At 74.4% G+C, this 22,039-nt stretch carries 25 protein-coding genes and 1 tRNA gene; 14 read left to right on the top strand and 12 right to left on the bottom strand.

The window, feature by feature from the left end:
- Window positions 1-60: 60 nt before the first annotated feature.
- The 3 genes from ACTWO6_RS27100 to ACTWO6_RS27090 all read left to right on the top strand — a co-directional run bounded on the left by ACTWO6_RS27100 (window position 61) and on the right by ACTWO6_RS27090 (window position 2,377).
- Window positions 61-1,086, top strand: coding sequence for an aspartate-semialdehyde dehydrogenase (locus ACTWO6_RS27100; protein ID WP_446216579.1), 1,026 nt, complete (start codon window positions 61-63; stop codon window positions 1,084-1,086).
- A gap of 201 nt (window positions 1,087-1,287) precedes the next feature.
- Window positions 1,288-1,728 carry a PPOX class F420-dependent oxidoreductase gene (locus ACTWO6_RS27095; protein WP_446216578.1) on the top strand — a complete coding sequence of 147 codons (441 nt, stop codon included), beginning with the start codon at window positions 1,288-1,290 and terminating at the stop codon, window positions 1,726-1,728.
- Window positions 1,729-1,960: 232 nt separating this feature from the next.
- Window positions 1,961-2,377: a CBS domain-containing protein gene (locus ACTWO6_RS27090; protein ID WP_446216577.1), complete on the top strand. Its 417-nt coding sequence runs from the start codon at window positions 1,961-1,963 to the stop codon at window positions 2,375-2,377.
- Between the two features lie 76 nt (window positions 2,378-2,453).
- Here the strand turns inward: ACTWO6_RS27090 and ACTWO6_RS27085 are convergent, their stop codons facing one another.
- Window positions 2,454-3,566 (bottom strand): DNA glycosylase AlkZ-like family protein, encoded by a 1,113-nt coding sequence (locus ACTWO6_RS27085; protein ID WP_446216576.1) that lies wholly within the window; start codon window positions 3,564-3,566, stop codon window positions 2,454-2,456.
- Window positions 3,567-3,719: 153 nt separating this feature from the next.
- On the opposite strand from ACTWO6_RS27085, the gene ACTWO6_RS27080 reads away from it, so the two are divergent.
- Window positions 3,720-4,088, top strand: a complete 369-nt coding sequence (locus tag ACTWO6_RS27080) for an SCP2 sterol-binding domain-containing protein (protein ID WP_446216575.1) — start codon at window positions 3,720-3,722, stop codon at window positions 4,086-4,088.
- Window positions 4,088-6,151 carry an amylo-alpha-1,6-glucosidase gene (locus ACTWO6_RS27075; RefSeq protein WP_446216574.1) on the top strand — a complete coding sequence of 688 codons (2,064 nt, stop codon included), beginning with the start codon at window positions 4,088-4,090 and terminating at the stop codon, window positions 6,149-6,151. The genes ACTWO6_RS27080 and ACTWO6_RS27075 overlap by 1 nt, the downstream gene beginning before the upstream one ends.
- Before the next feature lie 49 nt (window positions 6,152-6,200).
- Here ACTWO6_RS27075 and ACTWO6_RS27070 read toward each other — a convergent pair whose 3' ends face one another.
- Together ACTWO6_RS27070 and ACTWO6_RS27065 are read right to left on the bottom strand one after the other, a co-directional pair.
- Window positions 6,201-6,593, bottom strand: a complete 393-nt coding sequence (locus ACTWO6_RS27070; protein ID WP_446216573.1) for a VOC family protein — start codon at window positions 6,591-6,593, stop codon at window positions 6,201-6,203.
- A gap of 18 nt (window positions 6,594-6,611) precedes the next feature.
- Window positions 6,612-7,259 carry an alpha/beta hydrolase gene (locus tag ACTWO6_RS27065; protein WP_446216572.1) on the bottom strand — a complete coding sequence of 216 codons (648 nt, stop codon included), beginning with the start codon at window positions 7,257-7,259 and terminating at the stop codon, window positions 6,612-6,614.
- A gap of 133 nt (window positions 7,260-7,392) precedes the next feature.
- On the opposite strand from ACTWO6_RS27065, the gene ACTWO6_RS27060 reads away from it, so the two are divergent.
- Window positions 7,393-8,142, top strand: coding sequence for a lysophospholipid acyltransferase family protein (locus ACTWO6_RS27060; RefSeq protein WP_446216571.1), 750 nt, complete (start codon window positions 7,393-7,395; stop codon window positions 8,140-8,142).
- Between the two features lie 397 nt (window positions 8,143-8,539).
- Here the strand turns inward: ACTWO6_RS27060 and ACTWO6_RS27055 are convergent, their stop codons facing one another.
- The 4 genes from ACTWO6_RS27055 to ACTWO6_RS27040 form a co-directional block, all read right to left on the bottom strand.
- On the bottom strand, window positions 8,540-9,298 hold the full coding sequence (locus tag ACTWO6_RS27055; RefSeq protein WP_446220780.1) for a hypothetical protein: 759 nt from the start codon (window positions 9,296-9,298) through the stop codon (window positions 8,540-8,542).
- 73 nt (window positions 9,299-9,371) lie between these two features.
- Window positions 9,372-10,088: a response regulator transcription factor gene (locus ACTWO6_RS27050; RefSeq protein ID WP_446216570.1), complete on the bottom strand. Its 717-nt coding sequence runs from the start codon at window positions 10,086-10,088 to the stop codon at window positions 9,372-9,374.
- Entirely contained in the window at window positions 10,058-11,275 is a 1,218-nt protein-coding gene (locus ACTWO6_RS27045) for a hypothetical protein (RefSeq protein WP_446216569.1), read from the bottom strand. Before ACTWO6_RS27045 ends, ACTWO6_RS27050 begins: the two co-directional genes overlap by 31 nt.
- A complete protein-coding gene (locus tag ACTWO6_RS27040; protein WP_446216568.1) occupies window positions 11,265-12,443 on the bottom strand; it encodes a sensor histidine kinase in 1,179 nt (392 codons plus the stop codon). The genes ACTWO6_RS27045 and ACTWO6_RS27040 overlap by 11 nt, the downstream gene beginning before the upstream one ends.
- A gap of 186 nt (window positions 12,444-12,629) precedes the next feature.
- On the opposite strand from ACTWO6_RS27040, the gene ACTWO6_RS27035 reads away from it, so the two are divergent.
- A complete protein-coding gene (locus ACTWO6_RS27035) occupies window positions 12,630-13,511 on the top strand; it encodes an NAD(P)-dependent oxidoreductase (RefSeq protein WP_446216567.1) in 882 nt (293 codons plus the stop codon).
- A 305-nt stretch (window positions 13,512-13,816) separates the two neighbouring features.
- Here the strand turns inward: ACTWO6_RS27035 and ACTWO6_RS27030 are convergent, their stop codons facing one another.
- Window positions 13,817-14,224: an SgcJ/EcaC family oxidoreductase gene (locus tag ACTWO6_RS27030; RefSeq protein ID WP_446216566.1), complete on the bottom strand. Its 408-nt coding sequence runs from the start codon at window positions 14,222-14,224 to the stop codon at window positions 13,817-13,819.
- A 131-nt stretch (window positions 14,225-14,355) separates the two neighbouring features.
- On the opposite strand from ACTWO6_RS27030, the gene ACTWO6_RS27025 reads away from it, so the two are divergent.
- The gene (locus ACTWO6_RS27025; protein WP_446216565.1) at window positions 14,356-15,384 is read left to right on the top strand and encodes an RNA polymerase subunit sigma-70; all 1,029 of its coding nucleotides are present in this window, start codon (window positions 14,356-14,358) and stop codon (window positions 15,382-15,384) included.
- Here the strand turns inward: ACTWO6_RS27025 and ACTWO6_RS27020 are convergent.
- Window positions 15,314-15,622, bottom strand: a complete 309-nt coding sequence (locus tag ACTWO6_RS27020; protein ID WP_446216564.1) for a hypothetical protein — start codon at window positions 15,620-15,622, stop codon at window positions 15,314-15,316. The genes ACTWO6_RS27025 and ACTWO6_RS27020 overlap by 71 nt on opposite strands.
- 328 nt (window positions 15,623-15,950) lie before the next feature.
- On the opposite strand from ACTWO6_RS27020, the gene ACTWO6_RS27015 reads away from it, so the two are divergent.
- Window positions 15,951-16,469 carry a hypothetical protein gene (locus ACTWO6_RS27015; RefSeq protein WP_446216563.1) on the top strand — a complete coding sequence of 173 codons (519 nt, stop codon included), beginning with the start codon at window positions 15,951-15,953 and terminating at the stop codon, window positions 16,467-16,469.
- A 156-nt stretch (window positions 16,470-16,625) separates the two neighbouring features.
- On the opposite strand, the gene ACTWO6_RS27010 is transcribed toward ACTWO6_RS27015, so the two are convergent.
- Window positions 16,626-17,501 carry an alpha/beta fold hydrolase gene (locus tag ACTWO6_RS27010; RefSeq protein WP_446216562.1) on the bottom strand — a complete coding sequence of 292 codons (876 nt, stop codon included), beginning with the start codon at window positions 17,499-17,501 and terminating at the stop codon, window positions 16,626-16,628.
- Window positions 17,502-17,597: 96 nt separating this feature from the next.
- Here ACTWO6_RS27010 and ACTWO6_RS27005 point away from each other — a divergent pair, with 96 nt between their 5' ends.
- The 5 genes from ACTWO6_RS27005 (at window position 17,598) to ACTWO6_RS26985 (ending at window position 21,102) form a co-directional block, all read left to right on the top strand.
- A complete protein-coding gene (locus ACTWO6_RS27005) occupies window positions 17,598-18,386 on the top strand; it encodes a GNAT family N-acetyltransferase (protein ID WP_446216561.1) in 789 nt (262 codons plus the stop codon).
- A gap of 52 nt (window positions 18,387-18,438) precedes the next feature.
- Window positions 18,439-19,170: a class I SAM-dependent methyltransferase gene (locus tag ACTWO6_RS27000; protein ID WP_446216560.1), complete on the top strand. Its 732-nt coding sequence runs from the start codon at window positions 18,439-18,441 to the stop codon at window positions 19,168-19,170.
- Between the two features lie 83 nt (window positions 19,171-19,253).
- A complete protein-coding gene (locus ACTWO6_RS26995) occupies window positions 19,254-20,036 on the top strand; it encodes an alpha/beta fold hydrolase (RefSeq protein WP_446216559.1) in 783 nt (260 codons plus the stop codon).
- Window positions 20,037-20,210: 174 nt separating this feature from the next.
- Window positions 20,211-20,666, top strand: a complete 456-nt coding sequence (locus ACTWO6_RS26990) for a hypothetical protein (protein WP_446216558.1) — start codon at window positions 20,211-20,213, stop codon at window positions 20,664-20,666.
- Window positions 20,667-20,718: 52 nt separating this feature from the next.
- Window positions 20,719-21,102, top strand: coding sequence for a hypothetical protein (locus ACTWO6_RS26985; protein WP_446216557.1), 384 nt, complete (start codon window positions 20,719-20,721; stop codon window positions 21,100-21,102).
- A 21-nt stretch (window positions 21,103-21,123) separates the two neighbouring features.
- On the opposite strand, the gene ACTWO6_RS26980 is transcribed toward ACTWO6_RS26985, so the two are convergent.
- Together ACTWO6_RS26980 and ACTWO6_RS26975 are read right to left on the bottom strand one after the other, a co-directional pair.
- Window positions 21,124-21,846 (bottom strand): hypothetical protein, encoded by a 723-nt coding sequence (locus ACTWO6_RS26980; protein WP_446216556.1) that lies wholly within the window; start codon window positions 21,844-21,846, stop codon window positions 21,124-21,126.
- 111 nt (window positions 21,847-21,957) lie between these two features.
- A tRNA-Arg gene (locus tag ACTWO6_RS26975) sits at window positions 21,958-22,033 on the bottom strand.
- Between the last annotated feature and the right edge of the window lie 6 nt (window positions 22,034-22,039).

Below are 22,039 nucleotides of genomic sequence, written 5' to 3'. Positions count from 1 at the left end.
CGGCCCGGGCGGTGGGAAAGCCTTCCCCGCCCGGCCGGGGACCTGGGTAGCCTCGCGGGCATGAGGATCGGCATTGTGGGGGCCACCGGCCAGGTCGGTGGCGTGATGCGGCAGGTGCTGGCGGAGCGCGAGTTCCCGGCGGAGCAGGTGCGGTTGTTCGCCTCGGCGCGGTCGGCCGGGCGCACGCTGCCCTGGCGGGACGGCGAGGTCACCGTCGAGGACGCGGCCACCGCGGACTACCGCGGGCTGGACATCGTGCTCTTCTCCGCGGGCAAGGGCACCGCGAAGGAGCTGGCCCCCCGGGTCGCCGCGGCCGGCGCGGTCGTCATCGACAACTCCTCGGCCTTCCGGATGGACCCCGAGGTGCCGCTGGTGGTCGCCGAGGTCAACCCGCACGCCGCCGCGAACCGGCCGAAGGGCATCATCGCCAACCCGAACTGCACCACCATGGCCGCGATGCCGGTGCTGCGCCCGCTGCACGAGGAGGCGGAGCTGGTCGGCCTCGTCGTCTCGACGTACCAGGCGGTCTCCGGCGCGGGGCTGGCCGGCGTCGCCGAGCTGGACGAGCAGGTCCGCAAGGTCGCCGAGCACGCCAGCGGCCTCGCCTTCGACGGCGCGGCCGTGGAGTTCCCGGCGCCGCGCTCCTTCGCCCGCCCGATCGCCTTCAACGTGCTGCCGCTCGCCGGCTCGATCGTCGACGACGGCTCGTTCGAGACCGACGAGGAGCAGAAGCTCCGCAACGAGAGCCGCAAGATCCTGGAGATCCCGGGGCTGAAGGTCTCCGGCACCTGCGTCCGGGTGCCCGTCTTCACCGGCCACTCGCTGCAGATCAACGCGCGCTTCGCCCGCCCGGTCACCCCGGCCCGCGCCCGCGAGCTGCTCGACGGCGCGCCCGGCGTGGCGCTCTCCGACGTGCCCACCCCGTTGCAGGCCGCCGGCCAGGACCCGACGTATGTCGGGCGGATCCGGGCCGACGAGACCGTCGAGCACGGCCTGGCGCTCTTCTGCTCGAACGACAACCTGCGCAAGGGCGCCGCGCTCAACGCCGTGCAGCTCGCCGAGCTGGTCGCCGCCGAGCGCCGCTGACCCCGGTCGTCCGCGTCGGCGCGTCGATCCGCGGGGCTGCCGTCGCATATCGCTTGTCGGGCAGCTGCCCGGTGAGCGCCCGGCCTGGTCGTCGAGTGGTCCGGCAGCGCCGCACGCCCGCCTGCGGCGATCGTCGCGCGCGCGCTTCGGCGATGCGGTGAGATGGGACGCGGAAGCGACGCATCGACGCGGGAGGATCCCATGACGGACGAGAACACCGAGCGGGCCCTGACCGACCTCATCGCCGGCCGGTGGATGGGCGTGCTGGCCACCATCAAGCGGGACGGCCGACCGCAGCTGTCCAACGTGGTTTACTCCTTCGACCGGGAGCGCGGCCTGATCCGGGTCTCGGTGACCGAGGGCCGGGCCAAGACCGCCAACCTGCGCCGCGACCCCCGGGCCAGTTTCCACGTCGGCAGCAACGACGGCTGGGCGTACGCGGTGGCGGAGGCGCGGGCGGAGCTGACCCCGATGGCCGAGCGACCGGACGACGCGACCGTCGAGGAGCTGATCGGGCTCTACCGGTCGGTGCAGGGCGAACACCCGGACTGGGACGACTTCCGGGCCGCCATGGTCGCCGAGCGCCGCCTCGTGCTGCGGCTGCACGTGGAGCGGGTCTACGGCATGCCCCCGCGCGGCTGACCATCGGGCCGGGTTCCCGCCCCGGCCCCGCTGTGTCCCGGGGGCGCGGTAACTGCCGGTCCCGGCACAGCCGCGCCGACTGGTGGTCCTGCTCGTGGCTGCCGCTCTTCTACGGCCTCAGCAACGGCTTCTACGGCCTGCGGCGGCGGATGCCCCGCCGGCGGTGGGCGGCGCGCGTTACCGGTCGGCGGGGGCGGGTAGACGACCGTGCCGACACCGAGAGGGGAGCACCATGACAACGGTCGGAGAGTTCATGACGACCCGGTTGGTGACGATGGACGGCAACGACACGCTCACCGCCGCGGCGCAGGAGATGCGCGACAGCGCCATCGGCGACGTGGTGGTGACCGACGGCGACAACGTGGCCGGCATCGTCACGGACCGGGACATCACGGTCCGCGCCGTCGCCGAGAACATGGACCCGAGCTCGACCAGGCTCAACCAGATCACCAGCAAGGACGTGGTCACGGTGAGCCAGTACGACGACGCGGTGGCCGCCGCCGACCTGATGCGGACCTACGCCGTCCGCCGGCTGCCGGTGATCGACGACGGCCGCCTGGTGGGGCTGGTCTCGATGGGCGACCTCGCCGTCGAGCGGGAGCCCCAGTCGGTGCTGGCGGACATCAGCGCCGACGAACCGAACAACTGACCCGTCCGCCGCGGTGACGCCGGCCCCCGGTTCGGGGGCCGGCGTCGTGGCTTTCGGCGGGCCTCCCCGCAGACGCTCAGACCGCCTCGATCACCACTCGCGCCTCGGACGCGCCCCGCGCGGCGGCCACCACCTCGGCTTCCGCCCGCACCTCCCGGCCCAACCGGGCCGGCAGCGCCGTGAACGGGGTGACGGTGAGGTCGAGTCGACCCTTGGCGGCCTGTCTGGCCCGCCAGGTGCCGGCGATCTCGCCGTCGACCAGCAGCGCGCCCGGGTTGCCCAGCATCCGCCAGAGCTGCTGCTGGTGGGCCTTCTCCGGGACCAGCAGGGCCCGGTCGCGGGCCTGCAGGTAGGGGTCGCCGGGCGGCAGCAGCCGGACCAGCCGCGCCCGCTCGGCCGCCCGGAGCGCGTCGAGCCGGTCCGCCGGCACCCAGGCCGGGCGGCCGTCGACGCGGACCTCCGTCAGCGCCTCCGCCGGCCACACCCGGCGCAGCTCGGTGGCGCTGGTGCCGAGGAACGCCGCCACGTCGCCGATCGTGGCCGGGCCGAGCAGCCGCAGGTAGGTCAGGGCCAGCGCGTCGGTGCCGGTCGCCACCTCGGGCGGCCCCGGGCGCTCGGCCAGCGGCGCGAGCCGCGCGGCCCGTCCGGACACCGCCAGGCGTACGCCGCCGGCCAGGCCGGCCTGCTGGAAGAGCGCGCCGGAGACGTGCCGGGCGCCGCAGGGCCGGCAGTCGTAGCTCAGCGCGGCCGGGATCCGCTCGGTGACCGCCCGGCTCACCTCGCCCCGGTCCATCGGAGCGGTCACCACCGCTTGGAACGCGTCGGCGGCGGCGCGGAACGCGGCCAGCCCCAGCTTCGCCCCGTCCCGGATCTGCCCGGGGATGCGGCGGGTGGCGTCGGTGTCGCTGAGCGGCCAGAGCGCCGCGGCCAGCGCCGGCAGCTCCGCCCGGCGGTGCAGGTGCGGCGCGCCCCGGTAGGACCAGACCAGCTCCAACCGGTCGTCGTCCAGCCCGACGGTCGCGGGAACCCGGGCGGCCAGCGCCAGCCGGGCCGAACCGTACGGGGTGTCCTGCGCGCCCACGGCCAGCACGTCGAGGTCGCCCGGGCCCGGCCCGGGACGGTCGAGCTGCTGGGCCGCCACCCGGTACGCCAGCACCCGCTCCCGGTCGATCCCCGCCACACCCGCCACGTGCCCTCCTCCGTCCGTCCCGTCGCAGGCTACCGCCGCCCGCCGACACCGCCGCGGCGTCGGCTCACCCGAACCGGGCGAGATTGACGTCGTACCCGATGGGCACCCCTCCTCGGACGTCGCACGCCGCGGATCGCGGGAGGAGTGGACCGGATGGACGCGACCACGAGGTTCTTCGAGGACCTGGACCGGCGGGGGTTCGAACCCCTGTTGCAGAAGACCTCCGGAACCCTGCGCTTCGACCTGCACGAAGGGGCGCAGACGACCCACTGGCTGCTCCAGATCGAGCGGGGCAACCTGCACGTGAGCCAGCAGGACCGGGAAGCCGACACGGTGGTGGGTACCCCGCCGCGGCTCTTCGGCGAGCTGGTCACCGGCAATGAGAACGTCATCGCCGCGCTGCTCCGGGGCGACATGACCGTCTCGGGCGACCTGCGCCTGGTGCTCCAGCTCGAACGGATCTTTCCCGGTCCGTCGGATGCCCGCGGGCCCCACCACGCATTCCAGAGGGAGGTCCGCTGATGTCGGCCACCAACACCGTCCGGATCCTGGACGGCAACACCTTCGTGGTCTCCGAGGACACCGGCGACATCGAGGCCACCCCGAGCGAACCGACCGGCCTGTTCTCCATCGACACCCGGTTCCTGTCCAAGTGGGTGCTGACCGTCAACGGTGAGCGGCTCAACGCGCTCTCCTACGACGACCTCCAGTACTACGAGGCGCGGTTCTTTTTGGTGCCGGGGATGGCGACGCACTACATCGACGCGAAGCTGTCGATCATCCGGGAGCGGGCGGTGGGCGCCAGCTTCCGGGAGACCCTGACCATCCTCAACCACGACGAGAAGGCGGTCGACCTGGAGATCCGGATGGACGCCGGCTCCGACTTCGCCGACCTGTTCCAGGTCAAGGACGAGATCCTCAACAAGAAGGGGGAGACCTACGCCGAGGCCGAGCCGGACCGGCTGCGGCTGGGCTACCGACGCGGGAACTTCCGGCGGGAGACGGTCGTCACCTCCTCCATGCCGGCCCGCTACGACCGGAACGGCTTCGCGTACACCATCCACCTAGAACCCAACGAGCAGTGGGACACCGCGATCGAAGTGCAGACGGCCGCGCTCGGCCCGGGCGGCCGGGACCTGCGGCTGGGGTTGCAGGCGCACGGCACCGAGCGGCTCGCCCTCCAGCACGACCTGGAGCAGTGGATCGCCAGGGCGCCCAAGGTGAACAGCGAGCACGGCCGGGTATCCCACACGTACCGGCGCAGCCTGATCGACCTGGCCGCGCTGCGCTTCTCGCCGATCTCGCTGGGCGGGCAGACGCTGCCGGCGGCCGGCCTGCCCTGGTTCATGACCATGTTCGGCCGGGACAGCATCCTGACCTGCCTCCAGGTGCTGCCGTTCGCCCCGGACCTGTCGAAGACGACGCTGCGGATCCTGGGCGCCCTGCAGGGCACCCGCTTCGACGACTTCCGCGACGAGGACCCGGGCCGGATCCTGCACGAGATGCGGTACGGCGAGACGGCCGCCTTCGAGGAGCAGCCGCACTCGCCGTACTACGGCTCCGTCGACGCGACCCCGCTGTTCGTGGTGCTGCTCGACGAGTACGAGAAGTGGACCGGCGATGTCGCACTGGTCAAGGAGCTGGAACGGGAGTGCCGGGCCGCGCTGAAGTGGGTCGACGACTACGCCGACCTGGTCGGCAACGGCTACATCTGGTACGAGCGGCGCAACACCGACACCGGCCTGGAGAACCAGTGCTGGAAGGACTCCTGGGACTCGATCTCGTACTCCGACGGGACGCTGCCGCCGTTCCCGCGGGCCACCTGCGAGGTGCAGGGGTACGCGTACGACGCGAAGATGCGGGCCGCCCGGCTGGCCCGGGAGTTCTGGGGCGACCTGGCGTACGCCGACCAGCTGGAGCGGGAGGCGGCAGAGCTGAAGCAGCGGTTCAACCGGGAGTGGTGGGTGGAGGACGGCGAGTACTTCGCCCTCGGCCTGGACCCGAGCGGTCGGCAGATGGACGTGCTCAGCTCGAACATCGGTCACCTGCTCTGGAGCGGCATCGTCGACCACGAGCGGGCGGCGAAGATCGCCGAGCACCTGGTCGGCCCGCGGCTCTTCTCCGGGTGGGGGGTGCGGACCCTGGCCGTGGGCGAGGTCCGCTACAACCCGATCGGCTACCACAACGGCACGATCTGGCCGTTCGACAACTCGTTCATCGCCTGGGGGCTGCGCCGGTACGGCTTCGCCGAGGAGGCGGCCACCATCGCCAACGGCATCCTGGACGCGGCCACGTACTTCGACGGGCGGCTGCCCGAGGCGTTCGGCGGCTACCCGCGGGAGCTGACCAAGTTCCCGGTGGAGTACCCGACGGCGTGCAGCCCGCAGGCCTGGTCGACGGGTACGCCGCTGCTGCTGATCCGCACGATGCTCGGGTTGGAGCCGCACGAGGGGCACCTCGCGGTCGACCCGCGGCTGCCGATCGGCATGGGCCGGATCGAGGTGCTGGACATCCCGGGCCGGTGGGGCCGGGTGGACGCCTTCGCCCGGGGCCGGATGGACATGCACAAGCTGGCCGCCTCGTAGCCGCGCCGCGGTGGCGCCGCCGGCCCCTGGCCCGCGGCGCCCAGGGCGTTCAGTGCCCCGGCGGCGTCTGGTCGCCGTGTGCCTCGGCGCGGGGGAGCAGGCAGAACTCGTTGCCCTCCGGGTCGGCCAGCACGGTCCACCGCGGCAGCTCGCGGACCACCGCGGCCCCGGCCTCCAGCACCGCGGCCCGCTCCTCGGCGTCGCCGACCAGATCGAGGTGGATCCGGCCGGGGGCGGGCAGGTCGTCCGCCGGGCTGATCCAGACGTCGGGCCGGTGCCCCGACGGGTCGCGCAGCAGCACCGCCTCGGTCGGCCCGAGCGAGCGGTCGGCGAGCCGGACCTGATCCACGTCGGCCACCGGCAGCCCGGTGATCGCGCTCCAGAACGGCGCGAGCAGGTACGGGTCGCGGCAGTGGATGACGATCGCGGCGAGGTCGGGCATGCCCTGACGGTAGCCGCGTCACCCGGTCGGCAGCACGCTGTCCAGGAACGCGGCGCTGACCGCCCGGATGTCCGGACGGTCCAGGTCGAGGGCGTGCCCGCCGTGGGTGATCCAGGTGTGCACCGGGTGCCCCGCGGCGAGCAGCCGCCCGGTGAGCCCGACCGACTGGCCGGCCGGCACGGACCGGTCGTCGCGCCCGTGCACCAGCAGCACCGGCACGCCGGAGCCGAGGTGCGTGGCGACGGTCGCGTCGACGGTGGCCGGGTCCCCGGCGGCCGGCGGGTGGCCGAGCAGGTCGGCCCACGGATCGTCGTGGGCGCGCAGCCGCCGCCACTCCGAGTCGAGCGGGTCGACCGGCGGCCAGTACGCCAGCGCGGCCGCCACGTCGCCGCGCCGGTCGACGCCGCGCAGGGCCAGGTGCAGGGCCAGGGTGGCCCCCGCCGAGTCGCCGCCGACCAGCAGCGGCAGCCCGTCGGCGGCCCCCCGGGCCGACCGGGCGGCCGCCCGTACGTCGTCGAGCTGGGCCGGCCAGTGCGCCTCGGCCACGAAGCGGTAGGTCGCCGACACCACCCGCAGCCCGAGCGGGGCCAGCGCCGCGCCGTCCTCGTGGTACCGGCCCCGCCAGCCGCCGCCGTGGATCCAGAGCAACACCGCGCGTTCCGTCATCCCGCCATCGTGTCCGGCTCCGCCGCCGCCCGCGAGCCGCCTCTGCCAACGGCAGAAGGGTGGTCCACCCCCGGAGTCCCGCGGCATGCTCCGCCCCTACGGTGCCGTAACCTACGCGGGGTAAAGTTGCCGGATGTCGGAACTCGTGTACCCGCCCGTGATCGCCGCCGCCAAGACGATGTTCCGGGTCCTCGACCTGCGCCTGACCGTGGAGGGCAGCGACCACGTGCCGCGCACGGGTGGCGCGGTCCTGGCCAGCAACCACGTCAGCTACCTGGACTTCATCTTCTGCGGCTACGGCGCGTACGAGTCCCGCCGGCTGGTCCGGTTCATGGCCAAGCACGAGGTCTTCGCGCACAAGGTCTCCGGCCCGCTGATGCGCGGTATGAAGCACATCCCGGTGAACCGGGCGGCCGGCGCCGGGTCGTACAACACGGCGGTGGAGGCGCTGCGGCGCGGCGAGGTGGTCGGCGTCTTCCCGGAGGCCACCATCAGCCGGTCGTTCCGCGTCAAGGAGCTCAAGAACGGGGCCGCCCGGATGTCGCAGGAGGCCGGCGTGCCGCTGCTCCCGGTCGCGCTCTGGGGCACCCAGCGGCTCTGGACCAAGGGCCGGCCGCGCACCCTGACCCGCCGGCACACCCCGATCACCATCCTGATCGGCGAGCCGATGGACCCGGCCGCGTACCCGGACGCCACCACCATGACCGCGGAGCTGAAGAGCAAGCTGAGCGCGCTGGTGGACCGGGCGCAGCGGGAGTACCCGGACGCCCCGGCCGGCGCCGACGACACCTGGTGGCAGCCCGTGCACCTCGGCGGCACCGCGCCGACCCTGGAGAAGGCCGCCGAACTGGACCGCCGGGGCCGGCGCACCACCACGTCCTGATCGGGCCAGCAGCAAGCGCTGGCGCGGGCGTTCGGGTGCGCGCGGGGGGTGTTCAACGACGGGCTGCGCGCACGCCGGGAAGCCCGCGAGGCGGGCGAGCCCTCCTGCCCGATGGTGAGCTGTCGAAGCGGGTCATCACCCAAGCGAAGCAGACGCCGGAACGGGCGTGGCTGGGCGAGGCGTCGGCGATGGTGCTCCAGCAGCGCCACGGTGGAATCGGCGGCCCGGGCCGTCGGCTTCACCGACGCCCGGATGCTCCGCCGCCTCCGCACCCGCACCCGCGTCACCCGCGACTTTCTCCTCCTCGCCAGCTGACCCCGACCGGGTCGCCGCGCCCCCGCCGGCCTCGGCCGGGGCCGGTGTCCGGCCAGGATCGCGGGCGGATCGGGTCGTGGGGTCAGCAGGCGGAGCCGGGGCGGTGCGGGAGGGCCGGCGGGACGGGCGCCGACTGGCGGGGCGAGCTCGGGTCCCGCTCCGCGTGCCGGCGGTAGTAGTCGTCGCGGGAGAGGAACTCGACCGGGAGCGAGCCGGGCAGCGTGACCCGGCCCGCCGCCGGGACGGGCGCCGGGCCGACCCGGGTGACCAGCTCGTCCCGCTCCGGCGGGGAGAGGTCCACCAGCTCCGGATGCACCAGCCGGAAGGCCGCCACCGACCGGCGTACCTGCCGGGCCAGCTCGGCGACCAGCGCGACCGGGCCGCCGAGGGCGAGCGCCGGCTGCCGGATGGTGCGCAGCGCGTCGCAGACGACCAGCAGTGCGGTGTCGCCGTCCGGGCCGTCGGCCCGCAGCTCCAGCCGGGACGGCCACTGCCAGCGGATCTGCCCGCTGACCAGGCGGGACGGCCGGGCCGGCCGCCGGTGCCGGGCGCCGGTCCGGCCGTCCCGCCCGGAGACCAGGGCCAACTCGGCGCCGCCGCAGACGTACGCGACCCGTCGGTCGGTGACGGTGACCGTCGCCGGCGCGGGGAGCTCCCAGCTGCGGGCGCTCTCGGTCGGACCGAGCAGGTGACCGGCCACCTGGAGTCGGTGCAGCCCGAGCACCCGCTCGCCCGGCTCCGGGAGCAGCGCGTACCGCCGGTCGAGCACGGGGCGGGCGGCGTCGTCGTCGCCGTCGAAGCGGTGCGGCCCGACGAAGAAGGGTGCGGCGTCCTCCTGCACTGTCACGACCTCCCCGGGACGGCTGGCGGTACGTCGAGCGTCGCCGACAATCCGCCCGATGTCATGACACCCGTTAGGGGGTCGGCCGGTCGGTCGCCGCCTGTGACCGGTAGATGCCGATCTCTTCCGGCCGGACGAGCCCGTCCTCGATCGCCCGGGCGAGCAGCGCCGCCTTGGTGGCGGCCGGCCGGCCCGCCCGGGTGTACTTGATCCGCGCCCGGTCCACGTACTGCTTGACGGTGTGCTCGCTGATCCGCATCCGGCGCGCCACCGACGCCTTCGACATCGACTGGAACCACAGCAGCAGCGCCTCGCGTTCCTTGTCGGACAGCGCCGGCCGGTCCGGCCGGGGGTCGCCCACCATCGCCCCGGCCAGCGCCGGCGGCACGTACGGGCGGTCGCTGGCCGCGGCGAGCACCGTGGCGACGCAGTGCTCGCGTCCCTCGTGCTTGGCGAGGAAGGCCACCGCCCCCGCGTCGAGCGCGGCGAGCATGGTGTCCGGGTCGGTGTGCTCGGAGTAGACCACCACCCGCCGGCCGGCGGCGCTCAGCTCGGCCAGCTTGTCGATCACCATCCGCCCGTGCAGCCGCAGGTCGAGCAGGACGACCTCCGCCTCCGGGGCGGCCCGCAGCACCACGTCCGGATCGTCCCCGGTGGCCAGTACCCGCAGCCGCGGCTCGGCGGCCAGCCAGGCCCGCACCCCGTCGATCACCACCGGGTGGTCGTCCACGATCGCCACGCCGATCGGCGGCGCGCCGGTCACGTCCTCCGCCACCGGGTCTGCGTCCATCTGATCTCCCCGTCCCGCTCGTGCACCCGCTCCACCGGACCCGCCTCGTCGGCGGCCGGGGGACCGGTCGCGTGCGGCCCGTCGTGGTCCGGGGTGACCAGGCTGACCACCACCTCGTCCGCCCCGGCGACCACGGTCAGCCGGGCCCACCGCCGGGCGTCGGCGAGCGCCGCGGTGAGTGGGTCGGCGAGCCGGCGGCGTACCTCCACCGGCAGGTCCGGTGGCACGCCGATGGCGATCAGCTCGATCGGCAGGCCGTTGCGGTCGGCCAGGTCGGCGGCGGCCCGCAGCTCGTGCAGCAGCGGATCGGGCACGTCGTCCGACTCGGCGATCAGCCGGCGCAGCCGGGCCGCCGCCAGCACGCAGCGCCGCCGCACCTCGGGGTCGGCCGGGTCGGCGTGGCCGGCCGCGAGGGCGGCCAGCACCTCCTCGGCGGCGCCGCTGACCAGGGCCAGCCGGGCCCGGCGTTCCTCCAGGGCCCGCTCCGCGGCCACCCGTTCCGTCGCCACCGCTCCGGCGGCCGCGGCGGTGCTCGCCCGGTCCCGGGCGAGGGCGGCGATCGCGGCGGCCCCGACGAAGACCGCCACCGGCAGGGACGAGGTGCCGTAGACGTACATCGCGTACCGGGTGAGGTCGGCGGGGGCGGTCGACCCGTGCCCGAGCACGGCGCCCAGCGCGATCACCGCGTGCGCGCCCAGCAGCGCGAGCAGCCAGCCGACCGGGCGGCGCCAGAGCACCAGCAGGAAGAACCAGGCGAGCCCGCCCCACACCCAGTTCGCCGTGGTGAACAGGTACGGCTCGCCGGCGGCGGCGAAGACCGCCGCGTCGACCAGCAGCAGCACCGCCGCCAGCCGCCGGGCGGGCAGCGGGGGGCCGCGCAGCAGCCGTACCCCGGCCAGCCCGCCGACCGCCGCGGTGACCAGCCAACCCGCACCCACCACCGCCGGCGCGGCCAGCTCCGACCAGGCACCCAGCACCGCCGGCAGCCCGATCGCCACGTGCCAGGCCAGCGCGATGGCCACCGCCGCGACCCTTGCGCCCCGGTCGGACGCGCTCGCGACCGCGCTCGCCGCGGCCCCCGCGCCCATCCGCTCGCCCACCGCCGCGGCCGGCCCGCCGCCGGGCCGGGGCGGGCGGCGGGCGGCCTCCTCCGGCGCGCCGACCCACGCGCCCAGGTCAGCCGACACCAGGCCACTCCAGCCGGATCCGGGCGCCCGTCCCCGGGGCGGAGGCCACCTCGGCCCGCCCGCCGACGGTCGCCATCCGGCCGCGGATCGACTCGCGCACCCCGTACCGCTGGGGCGGGACCGTGGCCGGGTCGAAGCCCGGACCGTCGTCGGCGACCTCGACCACGACGGCGTCGGCGACCCGGGCCAGGCGCAGCGTGACGGTCGCGCCGGGCGCGTGCCGGGCTACGTTGGACAGCGCGGCGGCGGCGCTCTCGGCGAGCGCCTCGGCGACCTCGGTCGGGACCGCGCACGGTGCCAGCGTCGCGCTCACCGGCAGCTCGGGCAGCCGCGCGAGGACCGCCCGCAGCCGGTCGTCCAGCGCCGTCGGCCCGGCCGCCGGCGCCGACCGGGCGTCGGCCAGGGCGGCGAGGGTACGCAGGTCGGCCGCGCACCGGTCGCGCAGCGCGGCCGACGGGCCGGCCACCGCGCCGAGCCCGACCATGGTAAGCGTGGCCAGGACGGTGTCGTGCAGGTCCCGGTTCTGCCGCCGCTCCGCCTCCCGGGCGGTCCGGGCCACCACCGCCGCCCGGGCCAGCCGCTGGAAGTCGGCGAAGGCGCGGTCGGCGCGCCCGATCCGCCGCCGCATCAGCGCCGTCATCATCGCCGTGCAGCCGGTCTGCACCAGCAGCGTGGCGGCGTGCGCGCGGGCCTCGACGGCGTTGCCGGCGTCCGCCGCGCCGGCCGCGTACGCGGCGGTGACCAGCAGCCCCGCCGGGACGGACCAGCGGGCCGGGGCGGTCGCCTGGGCGTTGATCACGGTGGTGCTGGCCAGCACCGCGAGCCAGCTCCCCTCGCCCGGCAGCACCCCCGGCGCCACCAGCCAGGGGATCAGCAGGCAGGCCGCGGTGGTGAGCGCGACGTCGCCGGCCACCAGCGGCCCGGAGGTGCCGCGCCGCAGGGCCCGGACGGCGTACCAGACCGACCAGGCGGTGAGCGTCGCGACCACCGGCACCAGCAGGGCCACCCGCACCGGCGGCGTCCGGACCGCCAGGGCGGCCACCGCGCCGACCAGACCGCAGGTCAGCCGGAGCAGCGCCGGCAGGGTGGTGAAGACGACGTTGAACGCGCCGCCCGCCGGCCGGTCCCACGCGGACGGTGGCGAGGTCGTGACGGCAGCGACCGGCATCGGGGGATTTGTCCTTCCGGCAGCGACCCGGTCGGGTCCGCACGGCGTAGATCGACGCCGGAGAATAACATGTTTGACTGCAGTCGGTCACCCTCGGTACGCGGCGCGTCGCTGTCCCGATCCGGCCCTCCCGGGCTGCGGCGCAATGCCGGCGCGCGTTCGGCGCTCGTGCGGTTGACTGCCGACATGCGCAGCGAATCACCGCGACTCCGCGTCGCCTTCCTCGGACTCGGCCGGATGGGCACCCCGATGGCCCGCCACGTGCTGAAAGCCGGACACGACCTGACCGTCTGGAACCGTACCCGCGGCAAGGCCGACGCCCTCGCCGCCGACGGTGCGACGGTGGCCCCCATGCCGGCCGCCGCGGCCCGCGGCCGGGACGTGGTGGTGCTGATGCTCGCCGACCCGGAGGCGGTCGAGCAGGTGCTGCTCGGCCCGGACGGGGTGGCCTCCGGCGCCGAGCCGGACACCCTGGTGGTGGACGCCAGCACCATCGGCCCGGACGCCTCCCGGCGAATGGCGACGCGGCTGCGCGAGCACCGGCTGCGCTACGTCGACGCGCCGGTCTACGGCTCGGTCGGGCCGGCCACCGAGGGGACCCTCGGCGTGCTGGCCGGCGGGGAGGAGACGGACGTCGCGGCGGCCCGCCCGCTGCTGGAGCTCTGGGGCGACCCGGAGAAGGTGCGGCACGTCGGGCCGGTCGGCGCCGGCAGCGCCGCCAAACTGGTCCGCAACCTCACGCTGGGCCTCGCTCTCGCCGGGATCGGCGACGCGCTGCGGCTCGCCGCCACCCTCGACCTCCCGCCCGACGTGGTGGACGAGCTGATCGCCGCCGGCCCGCTCGGCGCGGCCTTCCCACCCGTCCGCCGGATCCTGGCGTCCGGGCCGCCGGAGACGGCCGGTTTCACCGTCGACATGCTCACCAAGGACCTGCGGCTCTGCCTGGCCGCCGAACCCCGGCTGCCGCTGGTGGACGCGGCCCGGGAGGTGGGGGAGGCGGCCCACGCGGCCGGCCACGGCCAGGACGACACCGGTGCCCTGCCGCGCTGGATGCGCGACGCGTCCTGACCCGACGCTCCGCCTGACCGGCTGCGGTCACCCGGTCCGCCCGCTCGGTGAGGTGGTAGAGCGGACCCAGCAGCAGGGTCGCGTCGACCGAGTCGTCGGGCAGCGGCAGGTCCCGGGTACGCGCCGACTCCAGCCGCCCCTGCGGGGCGCGGTGCAGCCGCTCCGCCTCGGCGTGGACCTCGGTGTAGTACCGCCGGATGTCCGGCTCGGCCGGTCGATGATGTGGCATCCGTCGATGGTGGACGGCGGCGGGGCCGTCATCCGGTTTCCGGCCGCTCGCCGGGGGCGGGCGGCCGGAGGCCCGGTCAGGCCGGGCAGTTGTGGTACGCCTCGACCCGCCACCCGTCGTCGCCTCGGGACAGCACCCAGGTGGCGCGGCGCAGCCGGTCGGCGGGGAGCGTCTGCTCGCCGGGGAGCAGGAAGCCGCTGCGGCTGACCACCACCGCCGCGTCGTCCCCGACGAGCCGGACGCTCTCCGGCTCGTCGACCGAGGTGGAGCCCCGCAGCGGGCCGGCGAACGCGCCGGCCAGGTACCGGCGGACCTCCTCCCGGCCCTGGTGGAACACCCCGCCGGGCAGCACCACCGTGGCGCCGTCGGCGTAGCGGTCGGCGAAGGCGTCCGCGTCGTTGGCCGCCCAGGCGGCGACGAGGGCGTGCAGCACCTCGCGTACCGCCCGGTCGCCGCGGGTGTGGATGGTTCCGGTCTGCGTCATGGTCGTCCTTCCGTGGTGTGGGCCTCGCCGGTACCTACTCGCCGGCGGACCGGAACTCATCGGCCCGGCGGCGATGAAATCCGGCGACCGGGCCGGTAGGTATGTGATGGGCAGACCGGAGGGACGGACCAGTGACGGCGATCAGCGAGGACTTCGACCAGCGGACCCGCCCGTACCGGCGGGAGTTGCTGGCGCACTGCTACCGGATGCTCGGCTCGGCGCACGAGGCCGAGGACCTCGTGCAGGAGACGCTGCTGCGGGCCTGGCGGGCCTTCGACCGGTACGACCCGGAGCGGGCCTCGCTGCGGACCTGGCTGCACCGGATCGCGACCAACGCCTGCCTCACCGCGCTGCGCGGCCGGGCCCGGCGGCCGCTGCCGTCGGACCTCGTCGCGCCGAACCCCGACCCGGACGCCCGCATGGTGGTGGGGGAGGTGCCCTGGTTGCAGCCGATCCCCGACGCGGCGCTCGACCCGGCCACCGTGGTCGCCGCCCGGGGGAGCCTGCGGCTGGCGCTGGTCGCCGCCCTGCAACTGCTGCCGCCCCGGCAGCGGGCCATCCTGATCCTGCGCGACGTGCTCGACCGGCCGGCCGCCGAGGTCGCCGAGACCCTCGCCACCACGCCGGCCGCGGTCAACAGCGGGCTGCAACGGGCCCGGGCCCGGCTGGGCGCGCTCGCCGTACGGGAGGAACAGGTCGCCGAGCCGGCCGACCCCGACCGGCGGGCGCTGGTGGACCGGTACGTGGCGGCGTTCGAGCGGGCCGATGTCGAGGCGCTGACCCGGCTGCTCACCGTCGACGCCGTGCTGGAGATGCCCCCGGTGCTCAACTGGTACGTCGGCCGGGAGCGCTACGGCCGGTTCATCGCCCGGGCCTTCGCCATGCGCGGCACCGACTGGCGGATGCTGCCCACCGCCGCCAACGGCCAGCCCGCGCTGGCCGCGTACGTGCGCGACGGGGACGTGTACGTCCCGCACACCCTGCAGGTCCTCACCGTAAACTGCGGCCGGATCAGCCGGAACGTGGTGTTCCAGGACCGGACGGTGTTCGCCGCATTCGGGCTGACGCCGCTGGCAGCCGCGACGCCGGTCAGTGGACCGGCAGCGCCGTCGGCCCGCCGCCCTTCACCGACCGCTTCATCTGGTCGTACGACCAGATGAAGCACCGGACCTGCCGGTCGCCGCGGGCCCACGCCGCGTCGCCGGCCAGGGTGGCGAAGGGCACCTCCGGGGCGGTCCAGGTGCCGGCGTGCTGGGTGGGCCAGTCTGACGGGTGGTCGCCGCCGGTCTCGACCGCGCTGACCTCGAAGACGTCGCAGCGGAACAGCGGCTGCCCCCGGTCCAGCCGCTGCCACCACCAGGGGCGGGACGGGTGCGACGGGCTGATGCATCCTGCCACGGCGCCGGTGCTGCCGCCGTCCCGTCCACCGTCGCCGCCCGTCGCGGCGTGGCCATCCCAGGGTGACGGTGTGACATCCGGCGGGGGACCGGCGCTGAGGGGCACGAGATGAACGGACAGAACCTTTGGCCAGCGGACCTGCGGCGTCGCCGACTGATCACTCATCGGCGTCACCAGCGGTCCTCGGCAGCGGCCGGCCACCCCCGCCCGGCCGTGGGTCAGCCCGTGCGTACGTCCCGGCCCCCGGCGCCCCCGCCGGAGGCACCGCTGCACCGGAGGCACGCCGGGTGGCATTTCCGCACTTCCATTTCTCAGACGGAGCTGCTCGATGCTTGAGACCGCCCTCGCGAAACTCCTCACCCTGAAGGTCGGCGCCACGGCGCTCGCCGTCGCCGCCACCGGTGGGGTGGCGCTCGCCGCCGCGACCGGCACGCTGCCCGACCCGCTCAACACGTCGACCGCGAAGCCGTCGGCGCACGCCACCGGCAAGCCCTCCGACAAGGCCGACCACGGCAAGGGAGGGCCGGCCGAGGCGAAGGGCTCCCCGTCGCCGAACCTGGTCGGCCTCTGCCACGCGTACAAAGCCGGCGTCGCTGACAACCCGGGTAAGGCGCTGGAGAACCCGGCGTTCCGGGTGCTGATCACCGCCGCCGGCACGGAGGAGAAGGTGGTCGCGTACTGCGACACGCTCCTGGCGAACGAGAAGGGCCGGCCGAGCGGGGCGGCCAAGCCCACGGTCACCCCCAGCCACCCGGCCGGCCGGCCGCAGACCCGTCCGACCACGGCGAAGACCGAGCGCCCCGAGGCGCCCGGCGGCCAGCAGGCGACCACCCCGGCGACCAACTGACCCCCGGCACCGGGCGGGCTCACCCCCCTCCGCCCGGTGCCGGCACCGTGGCCTCCGCCGGATGACCTCCCCCCTCGGTCATCCGTGCGGGGTCGCGATCCGCGCCCACCCCGGCGCGGCGAGGCGGCGGCCGGTCCCGCGGCCGCCGCCTCACCCCTACCGTCCGCCCTGCCACCGACCGCCCACCGCGCGTGCCGCCCCGGCCCGGTCGCGCAGCCACTCCAGCGCCGTCTCGGCGTGGGTGAGCACGGAGATGTGCCCGTCCTCCGGGTACCGCCGCAGCTCCGCGCCGGGACAGCGCCGCGCCAGCCACTCGCCGTGCGCCGCGGGCACGACCCCGTCCCGGCCGCCGTGCAGCAGCAGCACCGGCGGCGTGACCCGCGCCGGATCGAAACCCCACGGCGACACGTACGCCAGGTCGTCGTCGATCAGCCCGCCCGGGCCGGCCTCGGTCGCCGGACCGACGACGCTGTCGAACCAGGACCACTCGCCGGCCAGGGCGGCCAGGTCGGCGGGGGTGAACCCCGGGTCGTACTCGACGCCGGAGGTCTCGAACTCCTCCTTCGCCGCGCGCCCGGCCGCCGCGGCGCGCAGCGACGCCACACCGGACGGCACCATGCCGGCGAACCAGTCGAGCCCGTCCGCGTCGTACGGGGCCATCGCCGCGCTGCTGACCACGGCGACCACACGGTCCGGCAGGAGCGCGCCGCAGGCCAGCGCGTGCGGACCCCCGCCGGAGTGCCCGACCACGGCGAACCGGTCGAGGCCCAGCGCGTCGGCGACCGCCGCCACGTCCGTCGCGGCCGAGGCGATGCCGCGGCCGGGGAGAGGCGTCGAGCCGCCGTACCCGGGACGGTCGTGGGAGATCCAGCGGATGCCCAGCCGGTCAGCCGCCGCGAACAGGGGCGCGGGCGGCGCGCCGATGTTCGGGGTGCCGTGGTGCCAGAAGACGGCGAGCCGATCCTCCCCGCCGGTGTCGTAGGCGTGCAGCGTGCGGCCGTCGCCCAGCCGAAGATCCAGCTCCGTCACCATGGCCCGAGACTAGCCGCACCGGCCGACGCGGCGACGTGCCGCCGGCGGGTGGCCCGGGCCGGAAAATCCGTTGATCCGGCTGCCAGAATCCGTCGCATGACCACCCGTGACAACCTCCTGCAACTCCACGACGACCAGGTACGCGGCACCATCGCCGACCGGCTGCCGAAGACCTGGACGCCCTTCTGGGACGGCCCGGTCCTCCGGATCACCGCCCCGTCCCGGGGGTTCACCTTCGCCCGGGACCTCGACCGGCTCTCCGTGGAGGAACTGGACGCCGTGATCGGGCGGGTCCGGGCACACTTCGCCGAACGCGGCCAGGCGGTCGAGTGGAAGACGTACGGCCACGACCGGGCCGATCTCACCGAGCGGCTCCGGCTGGCCGGCTTCGCGCCGGAGCCGGACGAGACCGTGCTCGTGGGCCTGGCGTCCGACCTGGAATCCGCGGGCGAGGCACCGGACGGCGTGACCATCCGACCCACCGCCGAGCGGGCGGACCTGGCCCGGATCGCCGCTATGGAGACCGAGGTGTGGGGCGTCGATTTCTCCTGGCTGGCCGACGACCTGGCCGACCGGATCGAGACGGCGCCCGACGACATTGTCGTCCTGGTCGCCGAGGCCGAGGGGCAGGTCGTCTCGGCCGCGTGGCTGGTCCTGATCCCGGGCACCGACTTCGGCGCGCTCTGGGGCGGATCGACCCTGGCCCGGTGGCGCCGGCGGGGCATCTACCGGGCGCTGGTCGCCCGGCGCGCGCGGATCGCCGTCGACCGGGGCCTGAAGTACCTGATGGTCGACGCCTCCGCGGACAGCTGTCCCATCCTGCGCCGGCTCGGCCTGCACGAGGTCAGCACCACCACCCCGTGGCTGTGGACGCCGGAGGCCTGACCGGAGGAATTACGGTGGCGCGGCATCCGGTGCCGCTGCTTGGCTGACGGCCGTGAGTGGACTCAACGATCCGGCGTTCTTCGACCGGTACGCGCACGAGTACGACGAGCGGAACGCTCCCGATCCCACGCCGGCGGTGGAGTTCCTGGCCGGCCTGGTGCCCGCCGGCGGGCGGGTGCTGGAACTCGCCATCGGCACCGGGCGGGTGGCCGTGCCACTCGCCGGGCGTGGCCTCGCGGTGGAGGGGATCGAGGGGGCGCCGCTGATGCTGGAGCGGATGCGCGCCAAGCCCGGCGGCGCCGACATCCCGACCGTCCTCGGTGACATGGCCGACGTGCCCGTCCAGGGCCCCTACGACCTCGCCTACCTGGTCTTCAACACCCTGTTCAACCTGCCCGACCAGGCGCGTCAGGTCGACTGCTTCGTGAACGTGGGAAAGGTGCTCGCCCCGGGCGGGCTCTTCGTGGTGGAGGCCTTCATCCAGGACGTGACGCAGTTCGACCGCGGCCAGCGGGTGGCCACCCGGGCGGTCACGGAGGACTCGGTGAACATGGAGTTCCTCCAGCACGACCCGGTGGCGCAGGCCGTCACGTACCAGCGGGTGACCTTCGACGCGCAGGGCACCACCCTGCGTCCGCTGCGGCTGCGGTACTGCTGGCCGAGCGAGCTGGACCTGATGGCGCGGCTGGCCGGCATGCGGCTGCGGGAACGCTGGAACGACTGGGGTCGCGGTCCGTTCACCGCCGCCAGCCGGCAGCACGTCTCCGTCTACGAGCGGGCCTGACCGGTCCCGTCACACCGGACGTTGACCTGCTGACATGCCGAAACTCGGGTGCGCGTCGGAAGGCGCACCCCTAGGTTGAGCCGATGACACTTGCTCATGACGTGGCCGGCAGCGGCCCGACGGTGCTCCTGCTGCACTCCACTGCCGGCGACCGGCGGATGTGGGACCCGCAGGTGCCGGTGCTGGTCGACGCCGGCTGTCGAGTGGTACGCAGCGACCTGCGGGGCTACGGGGACTCGCCCATGCCGGACGGGCCGTACAACAACGCCCAGGACGTCATCGAGCTGCTGGACCTGCTCGGCGCCGAGGAGTTCGCGCTGGTCGGGTCGTCGGGCGGTGGCCGCGTGGCGCTGGAGATCGCCGCCCGCTGGCCGCGCCGGGTCACGGCGCTGGCGCTGCTCTGCACCGCGCTGGCCGGGCACGAGCCCAGCGCCGCGCTCCAGGCGTTCGGCGAGCGTGAGGACGCGCTGCTCGAGGCCGGGGACGTCATCGGCGCGACCGACCTCAACGTGGACACCCTGGTGGGTCCCCACGCCGACCAGGCGGCCCGGGAACAGGTACGCGAGATGCAGCGGCACGCCTTCGAGGTGCAACTGGCCGCCGTGGAGGAGTTCCCGCAGCTCCGGCCCGAGTTCGACCTCGCCGACATCACCGCCCCCACCCTGCTGGTCTCCGGCGACCACGACCTGCCCGACTTCCGCCAGATCGCCGTGCGTCTGTCGAAGGAACTGGCCGACGCCCGGCACCTCGAACTCGACTGGGCCGGTCACCTGCCCAGCCTGGAGCGCCCCGAGGTGGTCAATCCGCTGCTGCTCGACTTCCTGCGGGAGACGCACGCCGGGGGTGGTCGGGGCCGACAGGGGTGACGGGAGCACGCCCGCCAGGGTTCGCGCCCGCGGCCCTGGCATCAGACGTCGTGACCGCGGTGCCCGCGGCACCTATCGTTCGCGGTATGCCGTCGTCCCTCTCCCGTCCCTCGCCCGGCGACGGCCCACGTTGGGCACGACAACGTGACCCACTCGGACGAAGGTAGGTGCCTCTTGTCTGCGATCGCCTCTCTGACCGTGGTCGACCGGACCAGCGTCCCGGAACTGGCACGGCTGGCTCACGTGTCGGCGTCGGAGCTGTCCGAATACCTGACCGAGCAGGGCCGCGAGCCGGAGGAGCAGTACGACTGGTCGGGCTACTGCATGACAGACCTCCTGATGTACCTGGAGGAGCGCGGCGTAGACCTGCAGAAGTCAGAGTTCGACGGCGAATCGGCAGCCATCAACGAGGTGTACGACCTGACCGTGCTGATCACGCCGGCGCACAAGAGGTTTCTCGACCAACTCGACCCCGCCGCGCACAGCGAGGAGGAGATGGCCGTCCACTTCGAGGAGATGGGGAATGGCTTTGAAGAGAGCGGCGTGGCAGGTCTGGACGGCCTGAGGCTGCTGCACGACGCCATCTCTCACCTTCGAGATGACGAAGTGCTGCTGCTGAACGTCGGCTGACCCGGGCGTGACCGACCTCGGTGATTGCTGCCGGCCTCGTATCCTCCGGGTCATGGCCGATGATCCACCCAGCTCGCGCCCGCCGCTCGGCCCCGTGCCGCGCACGTTGATCGCGGCGCTGCTCGTGCTCGGGGTGACGGTGCCTGCTCTGATCATCCGGGAGCTGGTGGGAGACGATCCGCTGGCCGATATCGGCTGGATCGCAGTTCCGGCAGCGGCTACGGCTTGGCTTGCGCCGCGTGCTTCCTACCGCCGGCGAGACGCACTGTTGTGGTTGGTTGGCCCGGGCCTCTACATCTTCGCCGTGATCGCCTGGCGTCTGGCCTTCCTGCCCTACCGCGATTGGAACCCTCGACCTGAGGAGGCATCGCACCTCCGGTGGCTTCGCGACCCGCAGCACGCCGGGTTGTGGTACCTGCCGGGGAACGCACCGTAAGTGATCGCCAGATGAGTGTGGTCAACGGCGCCGTTGATGAGGTTGGTGGACCGACAGCGGTTTCAGGTCTTCGTGGCCGAGTCGGCGCCCGATGTCCCGGGCCTGAGCGTGGGGATCAGTACCGTCGACCGGGAAGGTGACCACGTATCTGCCCGGCATGGCATACCGCAGTTCGCTCAGGTCGCGGGCGTAGTAGCTGATCTCGACCACGTCCGGGCGGTCCTCCGGCGCGCGGATCGCCACGTAGCTGCGTATCCAGGCTCCGCCGTCCTGCGCGTACCCTTCCCGCCACAACACGGCCTGGAGCGCCTCGGCAACCGACCGAGCCGGCCAGACGCGGCTCGCCCGGGCCGTGGCACGGGCCATCTCACCGGCGTACGCCTGCGCGTCGAACCGGAAGGTGCCCAGCCCGATCTCCGGCCCCTGCCTGAGCACCCTTCCGATGTCCGTCAGGCGCCAGCAATCCCAGATCACCTCAGAGCCGACCTGATGGATGCGGACCGCAAGTTCGTCCTCGGTCGTGTCGGACCCACCCAACCCGACCTCTCGTGCCAGCGGTGAGACGGCCAGCCCACCCGGTCCCAGCAAGCCGGAGGGCGTGAAGCCGGCTACCGGGTTCCCGTGGAAGCCGCCCGGTGGATACGCCGCTGCCACGACGTCAACGCCGTTGACGAGGATCCGCATACGGTGCGACGTGAACTCGGCGGGAAACAGCAGCGGCTCCAGCCTCAGGACATCGACCATCGCGCAAGTCTAGCTTCGCAACGAGCAGCGCAGTGTGCGCTACGACCGGGTGTCGGAAGCCCTGGTGATGGACTCGACCGGAAGCGGCATGCCGTCGACCCGCGTTGACGGTGGTGCGCCCGGCAGGATTCGAACCTGCGGCCTTGGGATTAGAAGTCCCCTGCTCTATCCGCTGAGCTACGGGCGCGCGTCG

The organism is Micromonospora sp. IBHARD004 (genome assembly GCF_052814115.1).
This window is presented reverse-complemented; position numbering and strand designations above follow the sequence as displayed.

Coding starts and splice junctions, on each gene's coding strand:
- ACTWO6_RS27100 (WP_446216579.1), top strand. CDS start 61: ATGAGGATCGGCATTGTGGGGGCCACCGGCCAGGTCGGTGGCGTGATG.
- ACTWO6_RS27095 (WP_446216578.1), top strand. CDS start 1,288: ATGACGGACGAGAACACCGAGCGGGCCCTGACCGACCTCATCGCCGGC.
- ACTWO6_RS27090 (WP_446216577.1), top strand. CDS start 1,961: ATGACAACGGTCGGAGAGTTCATGACGACCCGGTTGGTGACGATGGAC.
- ACTWO6_RS27080 (WP_446216575.1), top strand. CDS start 3,720: ATGGACGCGACCACGAGGTTCTTCGAGGACCTGGACCGGCGGGGGTTC.
- ACTWO6_RS27075 (WP_446216574.1), top strand. CDS start 4,088: ATGTCGGCCACCAACACCGTCCGGATCCTGGACGGCAACACCTTCGTG.
- ACTWO6_RS27070 (WP_446216573.1), bottom strand. CDS start 6,593: ATGCCCGACCTCGCCGCGATCGTCATCCACTGCCGCGACCCGTACCTG.
- ACTWO6_RS27065 (WP_446216572.1), bottom strand. CDS start 7,259: ATGACGGAACGCGCGGTGTTGCTCTGGATCCACGGCGGCGGCTGGCGG.
- ACTWO6_RS27060 (WP_446216571.1), top strand. CDS start 7,393: ATGTCGGAACTCGTGTACCCGCCCGTGATCGCCGCCGCCAAGACGATG.
- ACTWO6_RS27050 (WP_446216570.1), bottom strand. CDS start 10,088: ATGGACGCAGACCCGGTGGCGGAGGACGTGACCGGCGCGCCGCCGATC.
- ACTWO6_RS27040 (WP_446216568.1), bottom strand. CDS start 12,443: ATGCCGGTCGCTGCCGTCACGACCTCGCCACCGTCCGCGTGGGACCGG.
- ACTWO6_RS27035 (WP_446216567.1), top strand. CDS start 12,630: ATGCGCAGCGAATCACCGCGACTCCGCGTCGCCTTCCTCGGACTCGGC.
- ACTWO6_RS27030 (WP_446216566.1), bottom strand. CDS start 14,224: ATGACGCAGACCGGAACCATCCACACCCGCGGCGACCGGGCGGTACGC.
- ACTWO6_RS27015 (WP_446216563.1), top strand. CDS start 15,951: ATGCTTGAGACCGCCCTCGCGAAACTCCTCACCCTGAAGGTCGGCGCC.
- ACTWO6_RS27010 (WP_446216562.1), bottom strand. CDS start 17,501: ATGGTGACGGAGCTGGATCTTCGGCTGGGCGACGGCCGCACGCTGCAC.
- ACTWO6_RS27005 (WP_446216561.1), top strand. CDS start 17,598: ATGACCACCCGTGACAACCTCCTGCAACTCCACGACGACCAGGTACGC.
- ACTWO6_RS26995 (WP_446216559.1), top strand. CDS start 19,254: ATGACACTTGCTCATGACGTGGCCGGCAGCGGCCCGACGGTGCTCCTG.
- ACTWO6_RS26985 (WP_446216557.1), top strand. CDS start 20,719: ATGGCCGATGATCCACCCAGCTCGCGCCCGCCGCTCGGCCCCGTGCCG.
- ACTWO6_RS26980 (WP_446216556.1), bottom strand. CDS start 21,846: ATGGTCGATGTCCTGAGGCTGGAGCCGCTGCTGTTTCCCGCCGAGTTC.